At 37.4% G+C, this 20,371-nt stretch carries 19 protein-coding genes and 1 tRNA gene; 13 read left to right on the top strand and 7 right to left on the bottom strand.

Going from position 1 to position 20,371, the window contains the following annotated elements:
• Positions 1–75: 75 nt before the first annotated feature.
• Both greA and QUD79_RS09630 read left to right on the top strand, forming a co-directional pair.
• A complete protein-coding gene (gene greA / locus QUD79_RS09635) occupies positions 76–552 on the top strand; it encodes a transcription elongation factor GreA (protein ID WP_184422663.1) in 477 nt (158 codons plus the stop codon).
• Positions 553–647: 95 nt separating this feature from the next.
• A complete protein-coding gene (locus tag QUD79_RS09630; protein ID WP_281401792.1) occupies positions 648–770 on the top strand; it encodes a hypothetical protein in 123 nt (40 codons plus the stop codon).
• Positions 771–956: 186 nt separating this feature from the next.
• Here QUD79_RS09630 and QUD79_RS09625 read toward each other — a convergent pair whose 3' ends face one another.
• Both QUD79_RS09625 and yhbY read right to left on the bottom strand, forming a co-directional pair.
• Positions 957–1,310, bottom strand: coding sequence for a rhodanese-like domain-containing protein (locus QUD79_RS09625; RefSeq protein WP_184422661.1), 354 nt, complete (start codon positions 1,308–1,310; stop codon positions 957–959).
• Positions 1,311–1,452: 142 nt separating this feature from the next.
• The gene (gene yhbY, locus QUD79_RS09620; RefSeq protein WP_184422659.1) at positions 1,453–1,746 is read right to left on the bottom strand and encodes a ribosome assembly RNA-binding protein YhbY; all 294 of its coding nucleotides are present in this window, start codon (positions 1,744–1,746) and stop codon (positions 1,453–1,455) included.
• A gap of 166 nt (positions 1,747–1,912) precedes the next feature.
• Here yhbY and rlmE point away from each other — a divergent pair, with 166 nt between their 5' ends.
• The 7 genes from rlmE (at position 1,913) to QUD79_RS09585 (ending at position 8,250) form a co-directional block, all read left to right on the top strand.
• Positions 1,913–2,542 (top strand): 23S rRNA (uridine(2552)-2'-O)-methyltransferase RlmE, encoded by a 630-nt coding sequence (gene rlmE, locus QUD79_RS09615; protein ID WP_184422657.1) that lies wholly within the window; start codon positions 1,913–1,915, stop codon positions 2,540–2,542.
• Positions 2,543–2,622: 80 nt separating this feature from the next.
• Positions 2,623–4,539: an ATP-dependent zinc metalloprotease FtsH gene (ftsH, locus tag QUD79_RS09610; RefSeq protein WP_184422656.1), complete on the top strand. Its 1,917-nt coding sequence runs from the start codon at positions 2,623–2,625 to the stop codon at positions 4,537–4,539.
• Positions 4,540–4,654: 115 nt separating this feature from the next.
• Positions 4,655–5,503, top strand: a complete 849-nt coding sequence (folP, locus tag QUD79_RS09605; protein ID WP_184422653.1) for a dihydropteroate synthase — start codon at positions 4,655–4,657, stop codon at positions 5,501–5,503.
• 17 nt (positions 5,504–5,520) lie between these two features.
• Positions 5,521–6,858, top strand: coding sequence for a phosphoglucosamine mutase (glmM, locus tag QUD79_RS09600; RefSeq protein ID WP_184422651.1), 1,338 nt, complete (start codon positions 5,521–5,523; stop codon positions 6,856–6,858).
• Positions 6,859–6,983: 125 nt separating this feature from the next.
• A complete protein-coding gene (tpiA, locus tag QUD79_RS09595) occupies positions 6,984–7,754 on the top strand; it encodes a triose-phosphate isomerase (protein ID WP_184422649.1) in 771 nt (256 codons plus the stop codon).
• A 4-nt stretch (positions 7,755–7,758) separates the two neighbouring features.
• Positions 7,759–8,148, top strand: a complete 390-nt coding sequence (gene secG / locus QUD79_RS09590; RefSeq protein ID WP_184422767.1) for a preprotein translocase subunit SecG — start codon at positions 7,759–7,761, stop codon at positions 8,146–8,148.
• Between the two features lie 17 nt (positions 8,149–8,165).
• Positions 8,166–8,250: transfer RNA gene (locus QUD79_RS09585), tRNA-Leu, on the top strand.
• A 412-nt stretch (positions 8,251–8,662) separates the two neighbouring features.
• Here QUD79_RS09585 and QUD79_RS09580 read toward each other — a convergent pair.
• Complete coding sequence (locus tag QUD79_RS09580) at positions 8,663–10,606, bottom strand: methyl-accepting chemotaxis protein (RefSeq protein ID WP_184422647.1); 1,944 nt, start codon at positions 10,604–10,606, stop codon at positions 8,663–8,665.
• 546 nt (positions 10,607–11,152) lie between these two features.
• Here QUD79_RS09580 and QUD79_RS09575 point away from each other — a divergent pair.
• The 4 genes from QUD79_RS09575 to lhpI all read left to right on the top strand — a co-directional run bounded on the left by QUD79_RS09575 (position 11,153) and on the right by lhpI (position 16,194).
• Positions 11,153–12,931, top strand: coding sequence for an MFS transporter (locus QUD79_RS09575; RefSeq protein WP_184422646.1), 1,779 nt, complete (start codon positions 11,153–11,155; stop codon positions 12,929–12,931).
• Between the two features lie 14 nt (positions 12,932–12,945).
• Positions 12,946–14,049 (top strand): proline racemase family protein, encoded by a 1,104-nt coding sequence (locus QUD79_RS09570; RefSeq protein WP_184422643.1) that lies wholly within the window; start codon positions 12,946–12,948, stop codon positions 14,047–14,049.
• Positions 14,050–14,127: 78 nt separating this feature from the next.
• Complete coding sequence (locus tag QUD79_RS09565) at positions 14,128–15,210, top strand: M24 family metallopeptidase (protein WP_184422641.1); 1,083 nt, start codon at positions 14,128–14,130, stop codon at positions 15,208–15,210.
• Between the two features lie 36 nt (positions 15,211–15,246).
• Complete coding sequence (gene lhpI, locus QUD79_RS09560; protein WP_184422638.1) at positions 15,247–16,194, top strand: bifunctional Delta(1)-pyrroline-2-carboxylate/Delta(1)-piperideine-2-carboxylate reductase; 948 nt, start codon at positions 15,247–15,249, stop codon at positions 16,192–16,194.
• Positions 16,195–16,312: 118 nt separating this feature from the next.
• On the opposite strand, the gene pgi is transcribed toward lhpI, so the two are convergent.
• From pgi to QUD79_RS09540, 4 genes are all read right to left on the bottom strand, one after another.
• Entirely contained in the window at positions 16,313–17,956 is a 1,644-nt protein-coding gene (pgi, locus tag QUD79_RS09555) for a glucose-6-phosphate isomerase (RefSeq protein ID WP_184422636.1), read from the bottom strand.
• A 403-nt stretch (positions 17,957–18,359) separates the two neighbouring features.
• A complete protein-coding gene (locus QUD79_RS09550; RefSeq protein ID WP_184422634.1) occupies positions 18,360–18,890 on the bottom strand; it encodes a YgjV family protein in 531 nt (176 codons plus the stop codon).
• A gap of 70 nt (positions 18,891–18,960) precedes the next feature.
• A complete protein-coding gene (locus QUD79_RS09545; protein ID WP_184422632.1) occupies positions 18,961–19,368 on the bottom strand; it encodes a GFA family protein in 408 nt (135 codons plus the stop codon).
• A 167-nt stretch (positions 19,369–19,535) separates the two neighbouring features.
• Positions 19,536–20,324 carry a glutathione S-transferase family protein gene (locus QUD79_RS09540; RefSeq protein ID WP_184422629.1) on the bottom strand — a complete coding sequence of 263 codons (789 nt, stop codon included), beginning with the start codon at positions 20,322–20,324 and terminating at the stop codon, positions 19,536–19,538.
• Between the last annotated feature and the right edge of the window lie 47 nt (positions 20,325–20,371).

The following is a 20,371-nucleotide window of genomic DNA, read 5'->3' as shown; positions in this document are numbered from 1 at the left end:
AGTGGTTTTTTCGCTTGAAAAAACCACTTTTTAATTAACGTATATGAAAAATTCATTGAAATAAGAAGATAAAGAATGACCCAATACCCAATGACAGTGCAAGGTGCAGATGCGCTTCGTGAAGAACTTAACCACCTTAAAACAGTTAAGCGCCCAAGAATAGTAAGTGATATTGCAGATGCTCGTGAACATGGCGATTTAAAAGAGAATGCTGAGTACCACGCAGCACGTGAAGAGCAAGGTTTCTGTGAAGGACGTATTCAAGAGATTGAAGGTAAACTTAGTAATGCTCAAATTATAGATGTTGCTTCTATACCTAACCGCGGTAAAGTAATATTTGGTGTGACGGTTACCTTATTAAATATTGCGACGGATGAAGAAGTAAAATATCAAATTGTTGGTGATGATGAAGCAGATATCAAAAATAATCGAATCTCTATTAGCTCACCAATTGCTAGAGGACTAATTGGTAAAGAAGTTGACTCTGAAATAGAGATAACAACACCAGGCGGTGTAGTTGAATATGAAATAATTGCGGTTGAGCATATATAATACCAATCTCACTAACTATGTGATCATTTCTACTGGCTAAAACAGTCAACTACTGCGTTATTTATTTTATAATTATCGCTACAAGGATGTAGCTTATGTGGGCAATGCTGGAGCATCATTACGCTGAACAACTAGTTATGAAAATAAACGCCTTATATTTGGCTGTTTTCACTGCGTATAAAATAAATCACTTAATTAATGAAACTGGTATAATTTGAATTAATTCAAATTAACCTATATTTAAAAGCCCTTTAATATTAAAGGGCTTTTTATTATTTATAGCACAGTATATAACGACTAATAATAAAGCTAACCTGAACTCGGGATAATGGATGTGCGTTTAAAGCATATAAAAATCGCAGCTTTGGGGTATTAGCTTATCCAGAATTCAGATTAACTAGGTGTTAGCACTGGTTAAAATGTTCACACATTTCTTGATGAGTGGCAGTTATTGCTTTAACGTTTTTATATCCCATCTTTAATAATTGCTCTGCAGCTAAGCAAGCACGGCCACCTGATTGACAATGCACTAAAATTTGCATTTGAGGATCATTGCATTTTGAAGTGATTTGCATTTCTAGCACACCACGAGGTATTGCTAGTGAGTCGCTGACAGCACTGCTCGCAACTTCAGATGCCTCGCGTACATCTAACAGTAAACATGGAGTTTCTTCCATTAATTGCTTTGCTTGCGCTACTGAAATAATATCGATGTTCTTTTTTGCTTCTTTTACAAGTTCGGTAATAGGGGAGATCATAATAGATAACCATTAGTAAATGATCTTTTTATATTAATGTTTACTAATATACTAAGCAAATAGTTTTTATTTAAGAGAGGAATAGATAATATAGCCGCAGTGTTAAACAGAGGTGATAACAGCAACGGCTATAAAATTATAATTATTTAGGTAAGCGAATTTTCTTTTCTGGAGATTCGCGGTAAAGTATCAGTGTTTTACCAATTACTTGTACCTTAGTGCCTTTGGTTTCACGTACAATAGCATCAATAATTAATGACTTATTTTCGCGATCATCCGTTGGAATTTTAATTTTAATCAATTCATGGTGATTTAGCGCGTAGTCGATTTCTGCAACAACAGCTTCGGTAAGACCGTTATTACCGAGTAAAACGACTGGTTTTAGCGAATGCGCTAAACCTTTTAAATGTTGAATTTGTTTATTATTTAGGCTCATTAACAATTTTCGTTACAAGTTAGCTTGAATTAAAGCTATTTTACCCTCATCTAGTTTGTAATACTAGGTCAACACGTCCTTATATTACTTCAATAAAGTGTGTGAGTTTTATTAGCCTGATCAATTAAACAGTTTTAGACTGATAAAATATTTATTTGAGAGTTAAATGAGTAAGAAAAAATTAACCAATAGCAGCCAACGTTGGATGCAAGAACATTTTGATGACGAATATGTAAAGAAAGCGCAAAAGTTAGGGCTGCGCTCTCGAGCATATTTTAAAATTGAAGAAATTAATAGCAAGGATAAGCTGATCAAGCCTAGTATGAAAGTGGTGGATCTTGGCGCAGCTCCTGGTGGTTGGTCGGAATATGCTGTTAAAGCAGTTGGAGATTCGGGGCAGGTAGTTGCTTGTGATATTTTACCGATTGACCCCATTGCTGGTGTAGACTTTCTTCAAGGTGACTTTCGTGAAGAAGTGGTATTAGATGCATTGTTAACAAAAATTAATGGTAAAAATATCGATGTTGTAATGTCTGATATGGCCGCTAATTTTACTGGTAATGACGCAGCAGATGCAGCAAGAAGTATGTATTTAGTAGAGCTTGCGTTAGATATGTGTCACCAAGTATTAAAGAAAAATGGCGCTTTTGTAGTTAAAGTATTTCAAGGCCAAGGCTTTGAACAGTTTATGAAAGAAGTTAAAAATGTCTTTAATACAGTTAAAACTCGTAAACCTGATTCGTCCAGAGCTCGCTCTCGTGAGGTATATATTGTGGCGACAGGGTTTAAATTGTAGTAAATTATTCTGAATTTTTCTGAATTATGTAGTTACATCAGTTAGAATACTGATGTTAATTTTATCAAGAGGTCATTAAGTTGAGCGATATGGCAAAAAATCTTATTTTGTGGTTAGTAATAGCCGTTGTATTAATGTCGGTGTTTCAGAGTTTCACGCCTAATAGTGGAAACGACGCACAAATTGACTACACCCGCTTTGTGCAAGATGTTCGTCAAGGGCAAGTACGTGAAGCAAGTGTCGATAGAAACGGTGTTGTTAAAGGAGTTAAACGTAGCGGTGAAAATTTCGTTACCGTAATTCCTGGTGGTTACGACCGAGACTTAATTAATGACCTAGTTAAGCAAGGTGTTAATGCGTCAGGTGAATTACCTGAAGAACCAAGTATGTTAACCACTATCTTTATTTCGTGGTTTCCAATGATCCTGCTAATTGGTGTTTGGATATTCTTCATGCGTCAAATGCAAGGCGGTGGTGGTAAAGGTGCCATGTCTTTTGGTAAAAGCAAGGCGCGTTTACTGAGTGAAGATCAAATAAAAACTACATTTGCTGATGTTGCTGGTTGTGACGAAGCTAAAGAAGAAGTGTCAGAGTTAGTTGATTACTTAAGAGAACCAACAAGATTCCAAAAGCTAGGTGGACGTATTCCTTCAGGTGTTTTAATGGTTGGTCAACCTGGTACAGGTAAAACGTTGTTAGCGAAAGCAATAGCGGGTGAAGCAAAAGTACCATTCTTTACTATTTCAGGCTCAGACTTTGTTGAAATGTTTGTTGGTGTTGGTGCATCGCGTGTTCGAGATATGTTTGAACAAGCGAAAAAATCGGCACCTTGTATTATCTTTATCGATGAAATCGATGCTGTAGGTCGCCAACGTGGCGCAGGTATGGGCGGTGGACACGATGAACGAGAGCAAACGCTTAACCAAATGCTGGTAGAAATGGATGGCTTTGAAGGTAATGAAGGTGTAATCGTTATTGCGGCAACTAACCGTCCTGACGTATTAGACCCTGCATTACTTAGACCAGGTCGTTTTGACCGTCAAGTTACGGTAGGTTTACCAGATATTCGTGGCCGTGAACAAATATTAAAAGTACATATGCGCAAAGTACCATTAGGTGACGATGTAAAAGCCTCGGTTATTGCTCGTGGTACACCTGGTTTCTCTGGTGCGGACTTAGCTAACTTAGTTAATGAAGCCGCGCTATTTGCAGCACGCTCAGACCGTCGTACAGTGTCAATGGATGAGTTTGAAAAAGCAAAAGATAAAATATTAATGGGTGCAGAGCGCCGTTCGATGGTGATGTCTGAAAGTGAAAAAGAAATGACAGCTTACCATGAAGCAGGGCACGCTATTGTTGGTCGATTAATGCCTGATCATGACCCTGTTTACAAAGTAAGTATTATTCCACGTGGCCGTGCGTTAGGTGTAACTATGTATTTACCTGAGCAAGATCGTTTCAGCCACAGCAAGCAACATTTAGAAAGTAATATTTCTTCTTTATATGGTGGCCGTATCGCTGAAGAAATGATTTACGGTTTTGACAAAGTATCGACTGGCGCTTCAAATGATATTGAGCGAGCAACTCAGTTAGCGCGTAAAATGGTAACTCAATGGGGCTTTTCAGAAAAAATGGGTCCGATGTTATTTGCTGAAGAAGAAGGTGAAGTTTTCTTAGGTCGTACTTCTGCTAAGTCATTACATATGTCAGATGAAACAGCAAAAGCGATTGATGCAGAAATTAAAGATTTCGTTAATCGTAACTATGCCCGTGCAGAAAAAGTACTTAAAGAAAACATCGATATTCTACATGCGATGAAAGATGCCTTAATGCATTATGAAACCATTGATGCAGGTCAAATAGATGACTTGATGGAACGCCGTGAAGTGCGTAAACCCGCAGCCGAGTGGGATGACCATTCAGACTCTGATGAGCCGCCGGTAGCTAAAAGCAAGGTTCAACCTGACTTAAATACCCCGTCAGACGCTCCTAGCTAAACGCAATTAGTATTAACAAAGCCTCGAATTTCGAGGCTTTGTTTTATTAAAACTAATACACTAGCCTTACTATTCAAAATCAAAAAAATCACAAAAATACAAACAACCAAACGCTATGACATTTTCCCAAACTAAAGTACTAACGTGTTCAACTTTTCAGCTTAACCTTGCTCAACCACAGGTGATGGGGATTGTTAACGTTACACCCGATTCTTTCTCTGATGGTGGCTTATTTAACCGTATCGATCTTGCCTTAAATCAAGTAGAGAAAATGGTTGAAGCTGGTGCTAAAATTATAGATGTTGGTGGTGAGTCAACCAGACCTGGTGCCGAAGAAGTTAACGAACAAGATGAGTTACAACGGACTATTCCATTACTAAAAGCAATCAAGTCACGCTTCAATATTTTAGTGTCAATTGATACGAGTAAAGCAAGTGTTATGGCAGAGGCGTTAACTTATGGTGTGGACATCATCAACGATGTTAGAGCCTTACAGAATAAAGGTTGTATTGAAGTTGCCGCACAGTCTGATATTCCTGTTTGCTTAATGCATATGCAGGGCAAACCAATAACGATGCAGTCAGCTCCTAATTACAACAATGTTATTGATGATATTAAAGCCTTCTTTACACATCGAATCACACAATGTGAGCAAGCGGGCATAAACAGAGAGCGAATAATTATAGATCCTGGTTTTGGTTTTGGTAAAACACTTGAACAAAATTATAAACTGTTAGCAAATCTGGAAGAATTTACTTGTTTTGATTTACCCATATTGTCGGGAACGTCAAGAAAGTCTATGATCGGCACTTTATTGAATTGCTCACCCCAACAAAGACTAGCGGGTAGTTTAGCTACCGCGCTTTTAGCCGCGCAGAACGGCGCTAATATTATTCGTGTGCATGATGTAAAAGAAACCGTTGATACATTACTTGTATTAGCCGCAGCACAAGACAACAAATAATGACACAGGAGACAAGTATGTCAGAAAGAAAATATTTTGGGACCGATGGGATCAGAGGGCTAGTTGGACAATATCCTATTACACCTGAATTTGTTATGAAGCTTGGTTATGCTGCAGGTAAAGTTATGGCGGCGCAAGGCACTAAAAAAGTATTAATTGGAAAAGATACCCGCATTTCAGGATATATGCTTGAGTCAGCTTTAGAAGCAGGATTTTCTGCAGCAGGCGTAGATATTGGTTTATTAGGTCCTATGCCTACACCAGGCATAGCGTATCTAACGAAAACTTTTCGTGCAGAAGCAGGTATAGTGATCAGTGCCTCACATAATCCATTTTACGATAACGGCATTAAGTTTTTCTCTCAAGATGGACAAAAACTTCCTGATGAAGTTGAATTAGCCATTGAAGCCGAACTTGATAAAGCTATGGTGTGTGTTGAATCTAGCCATTTGGGTAAAGCTAATCGAATTGATGATGCTGCAGGGCGTTATATTGAGTTTTGTAAAAGCAATTTCCCTAGTCACTATTCACTTTCAGGTATGAAAATTGTAGTAGATTGTGCCAATGGAGCTACCTATCATATTGCGCCAAATGTATTTAGAGAACTTGGAGCAGAAGTCGTTGTTATTGGTGCAACACCTAATGGTATTAATATTAATGACGGCTGTGGTGCAACGTCAATGGATGCAATTAGTGCCGCGGTAGTAGAGCATAAAGCTGACTTAGGAATAGCATTAGACGGTGATGGTGACCGCTTAATGATGGTAGATCATACTGGTTATGTTGTTGATGGAGATGAGTCTGTATTTGTTATTGCGTGTAATGATTTAAAATCAGGCAGTATTCAAGGTGGTGTTGTCGGAACTTTGATGAGCAATATGGGCTTAGAGTTAGCATTAGCTGAAATGGGAGTTCCCTTTGCGCGTAGTAATGTTGGTGACCGCCACGTTATGGAAATGTTAAAAGAAAACGGTTGGCAACTTGGTGCTGAAAATTCAGGTCATGTTATTAATTTAAAACATACTTCCACGGGTGATGGTATCATTGCAGCACTTAACGTATTAACAGCAATATGTAATAGCAAAAAGTCGCTTTATGAATTACGCCAAGGAATGACAAAGTTACCACAGGTTTTAGTGAATGTTCGCTTTGTGGGAGATAACGACCCGCTTACTGCTGATGGTGTAATGAGTGCGGTCCATACAGTAAATGAAAAACTCACTGGCCGAGGACGTGTATTATTAAGAAAGTCCGGTACAGAGCCGCTTATAAGAGTAATGGTTGAAGGGCCTGATCATGATGAAGTTACTCAACTAGCAAATGAAATTGCCGACGCTGTTAAAAAAGCATGTTAATGCTAAGGCGTATTAATTAGGCTAATGGGTTGAATTATGAGCAAATGAACAAGATATTAAGCTAAAAGCTTGTATCTTGAGGCGAGGTTAGTTAATATCTCGCCGCTTAAAATTAGGAAAGATAAATGACAAGACAAGCAATTGTAGCAGCCAATTGGAAAATGAATGGCAACCTTTCTTTGGTAAAAGAAATGGTTAGCGGATTAAAGCAAGTTACACTTGCCTCAAACGTAAATGTTGTAGTTTGTCCTAGCTTTCCTTATTTAGCGGCATTTTCTGCTGAAAGTGCAGAGCAGAGCTTATCTGCAACCATTTGTTTGGGGGCTCAAAATATGAGTGAACAACAAAGTGGTGCCTTTACAGGTGAAGTTTCTTCAGAAATGCTTACCGAAGTATCGGCAAAATATGTTATTTTAGGGCATTCTGAACGCAGAACGTTATACAAAGAATCAAGTACTCTAGTAGCAAGTAAAGTGACTAAAGCACTTGAAGCAGGCTTAATACCTATATTATGTATAGGTGAAAGTGAAGAAGAACGAATCTCAGATCAAACTGAAACAGTTTTAGCATCACAAATTCAGCCTGTTATTGATGCAATCGGTATAGAAAAATTTTCAGGAGTTGTTATAGCTTATGAACCTGTATGGGCAATAGGCACCGGAAAAACAGCTTCGCCAGAAATGGCACAAGAAACACATGCTTTTATTCGTCAATATCTAGCGAATGAAAGCCAAAAAATCGCACAAAAAGTACCTTTGTTATACGGTGGTAGTGTAAACAGAGGGAATTTTGAACAATTATTTGCACAAACTGATATTGACGGTGGTCTTATTGGTGGCGCTAGTTTAAACGTCGACGAATTCAGTGTAATTTGCTCGGCAGCTAAAGGACAATAACATGTTGTATCAAATTTTGATCGTAGTTTATCTAATCGTTGCACTTTGCTTAATTGGCTTAGTTCTAATCCAACAAGGTAAAGGCGCTGATATGGGCGCATCTTTTGGTGCTGGTTCATCAGCCACTATTTTTGGATCAAGTGGTTCAGGTAACTTTTTAACAAAAACAACTACATGGTTAGCCGTAGCATTCTTCATTATTAGTTTAGTGTTAGGTAACTTAACAGCTAACAGAGTAAAAGCGACAGATGAATGGGATGATCTTGCTAACCCTGCTGTAGAACAAACAGTTGACGGTATCCCTAGCTTAGAGCCACAAGTAGAAAACACAGATGTTCCAGCAGCTACACTAAATGCAGCAGATAAGAAAAAAGATAACGATATACCTGATTAGTCGTTAACAATTAATTTGCAGATATGGCGGAATTGGTAGACGCGCTACCTTGAGGGGGTAGTGTCTTAGGACGTGAGAGTTCGAGTCTCTCTATCTGCACCACATACAAAAAAGGCTTACAGTGAGGTAAGCCTTTTTTTTGCTTGTGGCTCCAATTATTTTTGAATGTAAATTTCAAATAGTTGAATGCAATGTGCCATTGGAAGAGGGAATTATACTAATCTCACATAGTTAGTGAGATTGGTATAACTTGTTAAAGTAAAATACGACGGATTACAAGTTAACTGTCATTTTGGTATTAGCCGTTAAGTGTTAACACCAAAGTGGATCAATAGTTTCAATAACTGATGGTAGTAGCCAGCGAAAGTAGGAATACAGTAGCTTGCTTAGAAGCATTGCTTATGCCTAACCGAGTCTATTTAATCAACTTTGTACTTAATAATAAAAAAGACCAGTAGTGAAGCTATTGGTCTTTTTAATATAAATTACTTTATTGTAGAGCAAACCTGGTCTATCAAACTTTAAATTGGCTGACGATCTGTTTCATATGTTCAGCTTGCTCTTGTAGATTCAAGATTTCTTGTTTTTCGTTTTCGGCATTGGTATGTACCATTGCTGCGGTATCAGCAATACTTTGAGCAGATTGATTAATATGCTCTACAACAGAAGATTGTTCTTCGGTTGCAGATGCTACCTGATGATTACCATCACTAATGCTATCAAACTTAGCTCTAATCGATGCTAATGCTTGTGTCGCGTCTTGTGCTCTTTTAGCAAGCTCCGTACTACTTTTTGCGCCTTCGCGAATAGCATTTAGTGACTGAGAAGCGGCTTCTTGTAATTGCTCAATTTGGCTTCTGATCTCTGTTGTGGAGTCTTGTGTTCTGCTAGCAAGGGTTCGAACTTCATCTGCTACAACTGCAAAGCCACGACCTTGCTCTCCAGCACGAGCTGCTTCAATAGCGGCATTAAGTGCTAATAAGTTTGTTTGTTGAGAAATACTACTAATAGCTTCAACAACAGAGTTGATGGACTCGGCCTGGCTGGCTAAGTCTGCGATAGCTTGTTCTGTTTGTCCCATAGAGCTGGCAAGTATCCCCATGGTGGTTGAAACCTGATCAATAACTTCATTAGTTTCGTGAGTGTCGGCCATAGCTGACTCGGTATCTGTTGCAGTTTTATGAGCAACGGAAGACACTTCGCTTATTGTATGCCCCATTTCAGTCATCGCAGTAGCAACTTGTTCAGTTTGTCCACGTTGGTTTTGTGCATATTCTACTGATTTACCCGAAAAACCATTTAATTGTATTACGCCCTGATTAATTGCTTGTTCAGCAGTTTTAATTTCAACTACCAAATCAGCAAAACGAGACATAATCGCATTAAACCCTGTAGCTAAATGGCCAACTTCGTTGTTGTAGCTGTCATCGAGTCGGCTTGTTAAGTCGCCGCCATTACCAGACATAGTTAATAATTTATCCCCAACATCTTGTACTGAGCGACTTACTTGTTTAGCCACCATAAAAGAAAGCCCAATAAATATCACTGCAATTAAAAGGCTTACACCTATTGATAGCCAAACTACACTACTCACTTTATTGTCAATTTCAGCTTTAGGTAAAATAGCCACTAGTTTCCAATCCATTTCAGATAATTCGGTGACAGCTACATACATATCCTTATTTTCTATTTTACTTTCTATCAAGTTAAAATCACCTTTGGCAGAGATAACTTGTTGAAGAATATTTTGATAAATTGAAATGCTGCTCATCTGCTTATCAATTAAACTGCTATCATGGTGAGCAGTGATATTGCCTTCATTGCCGACTAAAAACATATAACCAGTTTCACCGACTTTAGTACTTTTAACCAGCTCGGTAATCGTTGATACATCGTAGCCAAGGCCGGCCACTCCTAATGGTTCACCGGCAAGTGTTTTAGCTATTACATTAACAAATAATGTTAATTTACCACTTTTTTCATCAACATCGATAGACAGTCCAAGATCTTGTTTTTTTGCTAATATATCGAAAAACCAGTCATCTCTTGGCACGCTGGTTGAAACTGTTTTAAATAAGCCAGCTTCGGTATAGTACTTATTGGTTTTTGATGACACCCAAAATACTTGTAAAGCCCCATTCTCTTGGATGAAACGGTTAAAATAACCCGTTATATCGTTCAGTTGCTCAGTACTCTCGCCATTTTGTAGCCAACTTTGCAAAAGTGTATTTTGGGCAATTCCTTGTGACAGAGTGATAGGTACTTGTAGTTCGGCACGAATTTGCTCTTTTGCACGACTTACCACATTAGGGAGATGTTCGTTCTCTGTTACATCATAAAACATCGACGAAAATTGATTGATATTAATCATTGACGAAAATAAGGTGGTAAAAAATAGAGCTAAGACCATGGTACCGGCAACAGCGGTTTTAATTTGTAGTTTGGCTAAGTTAATCATTTAAATTTTTGATCCTAAGTATCTATTTAATATTTAATATAGTTTTCCTTTGTGATAATGCCAGATATAAAACACCTTTCATTGTGTGTTATTTAGACATGTTGCTGATTTATTTATCATTTATTTCAAAAGTTGATAAATTATCATATAAAGGCTTTTAGTATGAGACCCTTAACTTTATTGGGGTGTTGTATTCAGACTTAAGCTTATGAATGAATTACTTGGCTTGACAGGCTCTCAGCACATTATTGTACAACTTATAATGCCATCCGTTATAGTAGCTACTGTGACTACTATAAAGCCAACATAGTCTGAAATATATAGCACTAATGTGTATTAACGCATGCTGAGAGCATCTATCTAATTCTCGTAATAACATTTTCCTATTCTATACAGCAATTTTCTACAATACCGTTATTTTTCACTCATCTAAAATGGCTAAACCTCTCTTCAATACCTAAGTTTTCGTAACTTGTGATTGTCAGATATACTGTATACAATAGTCAATAATTGTTCAGTTAAAATAAAAATAAACAGCAGGCACTGATGAATAAAAATAGTATTACACCCTTTCCCGCAGCTTTTTATGTTGCCAATACAATGGAAATTTTTGAGCGCTTAGCTTGGTATGGCATGTATACATTACTTGCTAGCTATATTATGACGCCAAGTGCTCAAGGTGGCTTAGGTTTGGGTAATAGTGAGCGTGGCTTGATCATGGGCATAGTTCCATTTTTTCTTTACCTATTTCCAGTTGTTTCAGGTGCATTGGCGGATAGGTTTGGCTACCGAAAAATGTTTATGCTTTCTTTCGTTTTAATGGCTCCTAGCTATTACTTCTTAGGTTATGCAGAAAGTCTGACTAGTTTTATTGGTATATTCATGTTGATCGCCTTAGGAGCTGGCATATTTAAACCTGTAGTTATCGCTACAATTAGTCGTAGTACTGATAATTCCAACCGCGGTTTAGGTTTTGGTATTTTCTATATGATGGTTAATATAGGTGGTTTTTTAGGTCCATTACTCGCACCTATTATTCAGAAAAATTATGGTTGGGAATGGGTTTTTACCTTTGCAGCTCTTTGGATTTCAGTTAACTTTATTCCTTTATTACTTTTTTATAAAGAGCCTAAGCGCCATGCAAAAACAGGTGGCATGAAGCAGGTTTTTAAAGAAATGCAGGAGGTTTTAGGGAATACCCGTTTAGCGCTTTTAGTAGTGCCGTTACTAATACTGTTAGTTTCTTTTTATGCAGGTATTGTCCAAAGTGGTCAAGTGACGAGTTTGATAGCCGTTGCTTTAATTACTCTTTCTATTTTTTGGGATTTATGGGCTACTAAAGCTTCACGCCAAAATAACAATACAAGCAATACTCAAATACCTTGGTATAAACAAACTATGCAGGTTGGTAATAAAGCCTTTATGGTTTATTTGTTAATTCTTACTGGTTTTTGGGTTGTTTATTTACAAATATTTATTACTTTACCTGTGTTCATTCGCGATTTTGTTGATACTTCAGATCTAGTGCGTTTGTTATATCGTCTTAGCCCTTGGTTACACGATATGTTAACCACGGTTAATATTGATAGCTTAACCAGCGAAATAGTACGTTTGAGTACTAATTTTACGCATATAGACTTAAATAAAAACGCAATTAGCTTAAAAGAGATATCGGCAACATTAGCTTCGCTAGATGTGCGTGTGCCTAACAACGAACTTGTTCATGCCTTTGCGGTGTTAGCACAATCAGGTGACCAATTAGGTCAAAACAGTACTGAATTTGCAATAAAGTGGTCTGAAAATTACCGTCAGATCAACCCTGCTACTATTTTAAGTATTGACTTCTTAATGATTATTCTTTTTCAAATAGTGATCAGTCGCTTTATTCAAAGGTATAAAGCGCTGCCAACATTAATAGCAGGCACAGCCATTTTATCAATAGCCATGTTTGTAGGTGGCCTAGCGAGTGGAGTTGTTTTTGGTGGCTTAATGATAGCCGTGTCGATCGTTATATTTGCAGTTGGAGAAATGACAGCTTCGCCTAAAAGCCAAGAGTATGTTGCCTCTTTTGCTCCACCAGATAAAGCCGCCATGTTTATGGGCTATTACTTTGTTTCAATGGCATTGGGTAATCTCTTTGGTGGCTTGTTATCTGGTTGGTTATATCAGTCTCTTGCGGTAGATTTATCAAACCCGTTATTAATGTGGTTTATTATCGCTTTACTAGGTTTTTTAACTTGTATTGCCTTGTATATTTTTAACCGAACACTGGTCAATGACATTGAGAAACAACAAGACTTTCAATCAGCCCAAAGTAATGAGTAATTAGAGTTTTCCTTATGAATAGAATTAACAATGTATTAAAAACGCTAGAACAATGGCAGCCTAAGGCAAGCAATAACGATTTTTTAACAATCAACACCCTTGAGTGTCATACCGGTGGTGAACCGTTAAGAATTATTACTAGCGGCTTTCCTTTGCTTAAAGGCGATACTATTTTAGCCATGAGAAGAGACTGCCAAAAAAATTATGATGATTTACGTTGCGCATTAATGTTTGAACCTCGAGGCCATGCTGATATGTATGGCGCGATTATTACCAAAGCTGAGCGAGAAAATAGTCATCTTGGTGCAATTTTTATCCATAATGAAGGTTATAGCACCATGTGTGGTCATGCCGTAATTGCATTAGCTAAATGCGCGGTAGAGTCGGGTGCAGTAATACAGACAGGTAACACCACAAAAGTTATCATTGATGTGCCTTGTGGCCAAATACATGCAGAGGCTCATGCTCAAGGCTATCCACAAGATACAACTATTACCCAAGTGAGTTTTAATTCAGTTCCTTCATTTGTTTTTGCAAAAGGTCAATGCGTTGATGTTGAGGGGATCGGTAAAGTTGAGTTTGATATTGCTTTTGGTGGTGCTTTTTATGCGTATGTTCAAGCACAAAGCTTAGGGTTAATTTTAACACCAGAGCATCAAGGGAAAATTACTGACTATGGAAAAAGAATTAAAAAAGCGATTATCGACAAAGTTGCCGTAAAACATCCGTTTGAACCCGATTTAAGCTTTTTATATGGTATTATTTTTGTTCAAAATAATGAAGATAATACGTTTGATAATAATACAGTGCATAGCCGCAATGTATGTGTATTTGCTGATGGTGAGCTAGATAGAAGCCCTACAGGTAGTGGTGTTAGCGGCCGTATTGCGTTGCATGTTGCTAAAGGCGAAGTACCATTACAGCAAAACATTATTATTGAGAGTATTTTGGGTAGTCAGTTTGTTGTTAAAGCCATTGAAAGTATTAGTTATGGCAATAATGAACATTATTATGATGCAGTGATTGCAAATGTAACAGGCGAAGCCTTTGTAAGTGGAAAAGCACAATGGCTTTTTGACCCCAAAGATCCGCTTAAAAATGGTTTTTTATTGCGCTAAATACACACCGGTCTATTCATACAGTTAAAACCAGATTAAGGCTATTAAATAGCAGTACATAACAAATGAGATCTACACATGAAAATTAAAAAGTTACGCCAGCAATTGTTAACCGCTCCACAGTGTGGAGTACTTATATTTAGTGAAATTAATATTCGCTATATCTCTGGGTTTTCTGGGCATGCTGCAACACTATTAATCACTGAAGATACAAATTATTTAATTACTGATTATCGCTATTTCGAACAAGCAAAGCAGGAGGCTGTTGGCTTTAGTGTTATTTGTCGTGACCGTGCAAACCAAACACTTACAGCCCTAATTATCGAATTATTAAATCAGAATAAGTGCCAAACATTACTTTTTGAAAGTGCCCACATTAATGTCGAACAGTGGCAAGGTATGAATGCACAGATAATGCAACAAACGAAAGTATTAGCCATTAATGCTGTCGTTGGTGTGATTGAAAAATTGCGCATGATCAAAAGTGCTGATGAATTATCCTTTATAAAACAAGCAGCCAAAATTGCAGACCAAGCTTTAGCAAATATCCTTCCATTGGTGAAAGAAGGTATTACTGAGCGTGAATTGGCTATCGAGCTAGACTATCAAATGTCAGTATTGGGCTCAGAGGAAGTCTCTTTTGCGACTATTTTACTTTTTGGCGAGCGTAGTGCACTTCCTCATGGTATACCCTCGAATAGACAACTTAAAAGAGGAGATATCATTTTAATAGACTTTGGTGCTGTGATTAATGGGTATCGCTCTGATATGACCCGAACCTTTATTTTTGGTAAGGCTGATAATAAACAGAAACAGATATATCAATTAGTGCAAACGGCTCAACAAGCAGCACTTGATAAAATAATACCGGGTGTTAGTGGGAAAGCACTATACGAAGAATCTGACAACGTATTAGCCCGCAGTGAATATAAAGATTATGCAGGCGAGGGCTTAGGTCATGGCGTTGGCTTACAGTTGCACGAACAACCTTTTCTTGGACCTGATTGCACTATAAAAATCGAGCAGGGCTGTGTTATTACCATTGAACCAGGAATTTATATACCTAATTGGGGCGGTGTTCGTATTGAAGATGACGTGGTCTTAACTGAACAAGGCCTAGAAATAATTACACAAGCACCAAAACAATTACAGGAACTTTAAGCGCTGATAAATGCCTAATTTTAAAATGAGTAAAAAATGAAAGTTATTAGTACAGAGCAAGTACAACAAAGTTTAAACTTTGCTGAGTTGATCCCGCTACTTAAGCAAAGCTTTAGTAAGCCATTTCATATGCCGCAAAGACAAGTTTATTTGTTGGATCCTGAAGATCAAAACAATCATGATGGCTTTGCTTTACTGCCGTCGTGGAATGAGGACGTTATTGGCAATAAGATGTTTACTTATTTCCCAAATAATAATGCCAAGCATGACATTCCCGGTTTATTCTCGAAAATTATGCTATTTCGTCGTGAAACTGGTGAGCCATTAGCACTGGTCGACGGTACCAGTGTAACTTATTGGCGTACTGCGGCGATTTCAGCTTTAGCTAGCCAATTATTGTCTCGAGAAAACTCTCAACACTTTATGTTATTTGGAACTGGTAATTTAGCTGCTTATTTACTGCATGCGCATATCAGTGTTCGTGATCTTAAAAAAATTACTATCTGGGGCAGAAGTGCGAATAAAGTACAAAAGCTCATTAACGAATTTAGCCTGTTATATCCAAATATTAGTTTTCATACTAGCTTAGATGTTGAACAAGAAGTGCCCTATGTAGATATTATTTGTTGTGCGACAGGTTCAAAAACGCCACTGTTTGATGGTGAATTAGTTGCCAAAGGCTCACATATTGATTGTTTAGGCAATCACCTCGCTGAGGCTAGGGAAGTTGATAGTAAATTAATGATAAAGGCGCGGGTTTATGTTGACAGCTTAACCAATACTTTACATGAAGCAGGTGAGTTGCTTATACCTATTTCCGAAGGCACTTTTAAGGCTGAAAGTATTCAGGGAGAGTTAGCCGATATGTGTAAAAAACCAAATGTTCTGAGACAATCAGCCGAAGAAATAACGTTATTTAAGTCGGTTGGTACTGCGGTGAGTGATTTAATTGCTGCTTATCTGGTTTATCAAAAAGTAAGCTAAAACGCTTGGCTAAGCTAGTTGATACTAAAGCGAAGTACAAGTTGCAGTGTTCGTGCTTCGCTGTATTAGTAACCTAACCTAATACAGCGAATAATGCATAACAATTAATGACAGCTTATTAACTTAAATTTGCTTTATAAAAATTAATTAATCCAGCTGTAGAGCTATCTAATGAGGGATTAGTTTCAGTAGATTCTAATTCTTTTTCAATATCATGGGCTAGGCTTTTACCTAGTTCAACTCCCCATTGATCAAACGAACAGATCTGCAAAATAATGCCTTGCACAAATATTTTGTGCTCATAAAGGGCAATTAAACTACCGATAGAGCGAGGTGAAATACGTTTCATTAAAATACTGTTGGTCGGACGGTTACCCTTATGTACCTTATGGGGGGCAACATTATCAATATAATCTGGTTGACGTCCTTTTGCTTTTAGATCTGCTCGTACTTGTTCTTCATTTACCCCTTGCATTAATGCTTGGGTTTGAGCAAAGTAGTTGGCAATTAATGTTTGATGATGCCCTTGTACCGGCGTTACACTTTCTACTGAGCCGATAAAGTCGGCAGGTACCACATTATTACTTTGGTGTAAGTATTGATAAAATGCATGCTGGCCATTTATTCCAACCTCACCCCAAATTGTAGGTACAGTAGGGTAGTCAATTTCAATACCATCCCACGATACTGATTTACCGTTGCTTTCCATTTCGGCTTGTTGCATATAGGCTGACAGCATATGCAACGATTGATCGTAAGGTAAAATTGCTTGTGATTGCGCACCTAAAAAAGTGCAGTTCCAAACGCTAAGTAGCGCTAAAATTACTGGTGCATTATCTTCAAGCGGCGTATTAGTAAAATGCATATCCATTTCGTGTGCACCTTCAAGCAGCTCAATAAACTTCTCGAAGCCTAGGTCTAAGGCAATTGGTAAGCCTATAGCAGACCATAAAGAAAAACGTCCTCCAACCCAGTCCCACATATCGAAGATGTTTTCTTCATCAATACCAAATGCCATCGCATTTTCTTTGTTAGCGCTAACGGCTACAAAATGTTTAGCGATTGCTTTATCGTCAAACGATGCAGAAGTTAGCCATTTTACGGCTGTTCTAGCGTTGGTCATTGTTTCAGTTGTTGTAAATGTTTTACTTGAAATAATAAACATGACATTTTCGGGGTTTAATGGGCGGAGTACATTCGCTATTTGTGTACCATCAACATTTGATACGTAATGCACATTTAAGCTTTGATCACTGTACTGTTTTAACGCTTCTGTGACCATTTGCGGGCCTAAATTCGAACCACCAACACCAATACTAACAATATCGGTAATACGCTTGCCTGAATAGCCTAACCATTGTCCTTGTCGAACTTGTTCACTAAAGGCTTTCATCTTTATCAGTGCGCTTTCTACTTGCTCAGTCACATTTTTGCCTTCAACTACCATAGTGGTTAAGCTACGATTTCTTAACGCAGTATGAAGTACGGCTCTATCTTCAGTTCTATTAATATGTTCACCGCGAAGCATTTTCTCTCGCCATTGCTCAAGCTCACAATCTTTCGCAAGCGTAATTAATTTATTAAAGGTTTCTTCGGTGATTAAGTTTTTAGAATAGTCGAGTAAAAAAGCAGGCAGCGTTATCGAAAATTTATCAAAACGATGCTTGTCTGCGGCAAACAAGTCGTTCATATGTTGTTTTTTCATTTCTTTGGCGTGTTCAATTAATGCATGCCAACTAGAAAGTGTGGTTCTGGATGTCATAGTTAACCCTATTTCCTATGCTAATTCATACCAATCTCACTCACTATGTGATCATTCTTACTAGCTAAAACAACCAACTACTGCGTATTTTATTTAATAATTATCGCTACAAGGATGCAGCCTATGTGGACAACGCTGGAGCATAACTGCCCTGAATAACTCGTTATAAAAACACCTTGTATTTGACTGTTCTTCTTGCCTATAAAATAGATCACCTAGTTAATGAAACGGGAATTACTACCTTGCGCCGTAGCTTTTACAAGGTGTTGATAATAAAACAACTATACTCATATTTTACTCTGATTTGCAAAGAACAAATTAGTTATAAATGCTCGTAATTAGCATAAACAGTCAAATAATGAGGTGTCTGAAACTCTATTTTAAAATAATTACTGTATTTAGTTTAATTATCTTTATAGGTTGGAGGCAAAGGCTTAATTGGCTTGTTCGTTAAATAGTAGCGATAGTAACCAATAAAGCTACTACTGACAAAAATAGCCTCAACTAATATACCAACAGGTGTCCACAATATAAGGTTGTGGACAAACCATAATGTACCCCCAGCTATCATCATTAAACGCAAAAATTTATCGTTATGGCTAAAAGATCCAACAGTAACAAAAACGGTTGCAACAAAGCCGATAATGCTTAAAAGGCCAATATAGGTTGTAATAGTAATAACTAAGCTAATACATAGCGATGCTATAGATACCCATTGAAACTTCCACTTAATAGATACTAAAAAGCGAATACTCGAAAATAAAAAAATAAGACCTGCAGTAGGTTGGTCAAGCAATAAATAATGAATTCCATTAAAAAAACAACTAACAGAGAGTGCTGCCAAAATATAATTTTTATTTTTTAACTGCATTGCAAAGAACTCTATAATAAGAGTTATGGTAACTAAAATTTGAGATATTAAAAAATCAGACATATATAATTAACTAATGTATCGCTAAGTGTTTTAACAGTTGCTTTGTTAATTTATTGAGCAGTATAAATGCTTACTTTCGACTCGGTTCAAAGGTATCATACTTTGGTAAGTTTGCATCTAAGTCTTCCCAAGTCGCTTTCGATGCGACAAAATTATGAGAAAGCGGACGCTCACTAATCTTTGAATCAATTACGCCTAACCTAATTCTTAGGCGGGTGGGGTCTTGGTCATTCGAACTATAAATAGGAGAGCCACATGTACGACAAAAGTGTCTATTTCGACCAGGTTTGAAAGAAAATGTCGTTAAATTATCCTTGCCTGAGACAATAGTAAAGTCAGCGGTATTGATGAAACCATTTGTAGCAAAAGCAGTACCGCTATTTTTTCTACATAGCGAACAATGACAGTGAATAATATCACTGATCTTACCTTTGATGATGACGTTAACTTCGCCACACAAACATTTGCCATGGTACATAACGCTAAGTAACCCTATTTTATATGGTGTAATGCTAACAATGCTTTAAGTAACACCGAGTTGAACTGTGTGAATTATATTCTGAATATGCTCTTTATGCACGTGTTTAGTTTTATCTTTGTGGTTAATATTTAGGTTTTAGAGGGATTTGTTGTTTTAATATTAAATTAACTGCGTTTTAAGTTGAGTAGTTTTTCTTTGGCTATTTCACCATAACCTAACCAGCGTTGCTTAAAGCCAGGAGGATAGCTTTCATGAAAGCAAATTTGATAGCCTTTGAGTTTTGTCATTCTTTGATGCCATTGGCAAATTTCGGGATATTCCTGCCACATTGGCGTAAAAGATAGTAAAGTTAAACGCTCAATGTAAGGGAGAGTAACAATATCTAAGATACTAACGTTATCACTCAATATATAATTATTCTGCGCTAGAAGACGAGCCATTTTAGTTAAAAGTACTTTAAAGGTTGATAGTGCAGACGAAAGTTCGGGTAAGTTCAAACCAAGTTTAAGGGCTTTTGTTCTATCGTGCTGTTGTTTCTCACAAGGAATTGCATTTAAATGCTGCTTTATCTGAAGTTCAGTTTTCTTCAACATTTCAGGGCGAATTGCAATACACCAACTGAGTAAACTGCATGCGGTGTGTATTTCATGGTCAATAAAATGCAACCACTCTTTAGCTGTGTCGCTTTGGTGCTCGAGATCAGAGAAATGTGTCCTATTGTTAAATTTACTATCTAGGTATGTGCAAATTTCTGTTGATTCACATATTGGAAGATCGCCATCTAGTAGCACAGGAACTTGACCATTAGGATTGAGCTTTAAAAACCAAGCGCTATGTTGTTCACTGTCTCTTAAGTTAACTGGGTAAACCGTATATGCTAATGACAACTCATCGAGCATCAATTGTACTTTTTGACCACAAACGGCATTAAAATGTGTAAATAAAGTAAGCATTTTGCTAAGTAGAGATAAAATATAACACGATTATGCCATAAAATAAC

The sequence above is a fragment of the Thalassotalea piscium genome (assembly GCF_030295935.1).
Lineage (GTDB): Bacteria > Pseudomonadota > Gammaproteobacteria > Enterobacterales > Alteromonadaceae > Thalassotalea_B > Thalassotalea_B piscium.
This window is presented reverse-complemented; position numbering and strand designations above follow the sequence as displayed.

Excerpts from the sequence above, each read along its gene's own strand:
- yhbY (WP_184422659.1), bottom strand. The coding sequence starts at position 1,746 with ATGAGCCTAAATAATAAACAAATTCAACATTTAAAAGGTTTAGCGCAT.
- QUD79_RS09545 (WP_184422632.1), bottom strand. The coding sequence starts at position 19,368 with ATGTACCATGGCAAATGTTTGTGTGGCGAAGTTAACGTCATCATCAAA.
- rlmE (WP_184422657.1), top strand. The coding sequence starts at position 1,913 with ATGAGTAAGAAAAAATTAACCAATAGCAGCCAACGTTGGATGCAAGAA.
- pgi (WP_184422636.1), bottom strand. The coding sequence starts at position 17,956 with ATGACATCCAGAACCACACTTTCTAGTTGGCATGCATTAATTGAACAC.
- QUD79_RS09550 (WP_184422634.1), bottom strand. The coding sequence starts at position 18,890 with ATGTCTGATTTTTTAATATCTCAAATTTTAGTTACCATAACTCTTATT.
- QUD79_RS09625 (WP_184422661.1), bottom strand. The coding sequence starts at position 1,310 with ATGATCTCCCCTATTACCGAACTTGTAAAAGAAGCAAAAAAGAACATC.
- QUD79_RS09540 (WP_184422629.1), bottom strand. The coding sequence starts at position 20,324 with ATGCTTACTTTATTTACACATTTTAATGCCGTTTGTGGTCAAAAAGTA.
- lhpI (WP_184422638.1), top strand. The coding sequence starts at position 15,247 with ATGAAAGTTATTAGTACAGAGCAAGTACAACAAAGTTTAAACTTTGCT.
- QUD79_RS09575 (WP_184422646.1), top strand. The coding sequence starts at position 11,153 with ATGAATAAAAATAGTATTACACCCTTTCCCGCAGCTTTTTATGTTGCC.
- QUD79_RS09580 (WP_184422647.1), bottom strand. The coding sequence starts at position 10,606 with ATGATTAACTTAGCCAAACTACAAATTAAAACCGCTGTTGCCGGTACC.
- QUD79_RS09570 (WP_184422643.1), top strand. The coding sequence starts at position 12,946 with ATGAATAGAATTAACAATGTATTAAAAACGCTAGAACAATGGCAGCCT.
- tpiA (WP_184422649.1), top strand. The coding sequence starts at position 6,984 with ATGACAAGACAAGCAATTGTAGCAGCCAATTGGAAAATGAATGGCAAC.
- folP (WP_184422653.1), top strand. The coding sequence starts at position 4,655 with ATGACATTTTCCCAAACTAAAGTACTAACGTGTTCAACTTTTCAGCTT.
- QUD79_RS09565 (WP_184422641.1), top strand. The coding sequence starts at position 14,128 with ATGAAAATTAAAAAGTTACGCCAGCAATTGTTAACCGCTCCACAGTGT.
- greA (WP_184422663.1), top strand. The coding sequence starts at position 76 with ATGACCCAATACCCAATGACAGTGCAAGGTGCAGATGCGCTTCGTGAA.
- QUD79_RS09630 (WP_281401792.1), top strand. The coding sequence starts at position 648 with ATGTGGGCAATGCTGGAGCATCATTACGCTGAACAACTAGTTATGAAA.
- glmM (WP_184422651.1), top strand. The coding sequence starts at position 5,521 with ATGTCAGAAAGAAAATATTTTGGGACCGATGGGATCAGAGGGCTAGTT.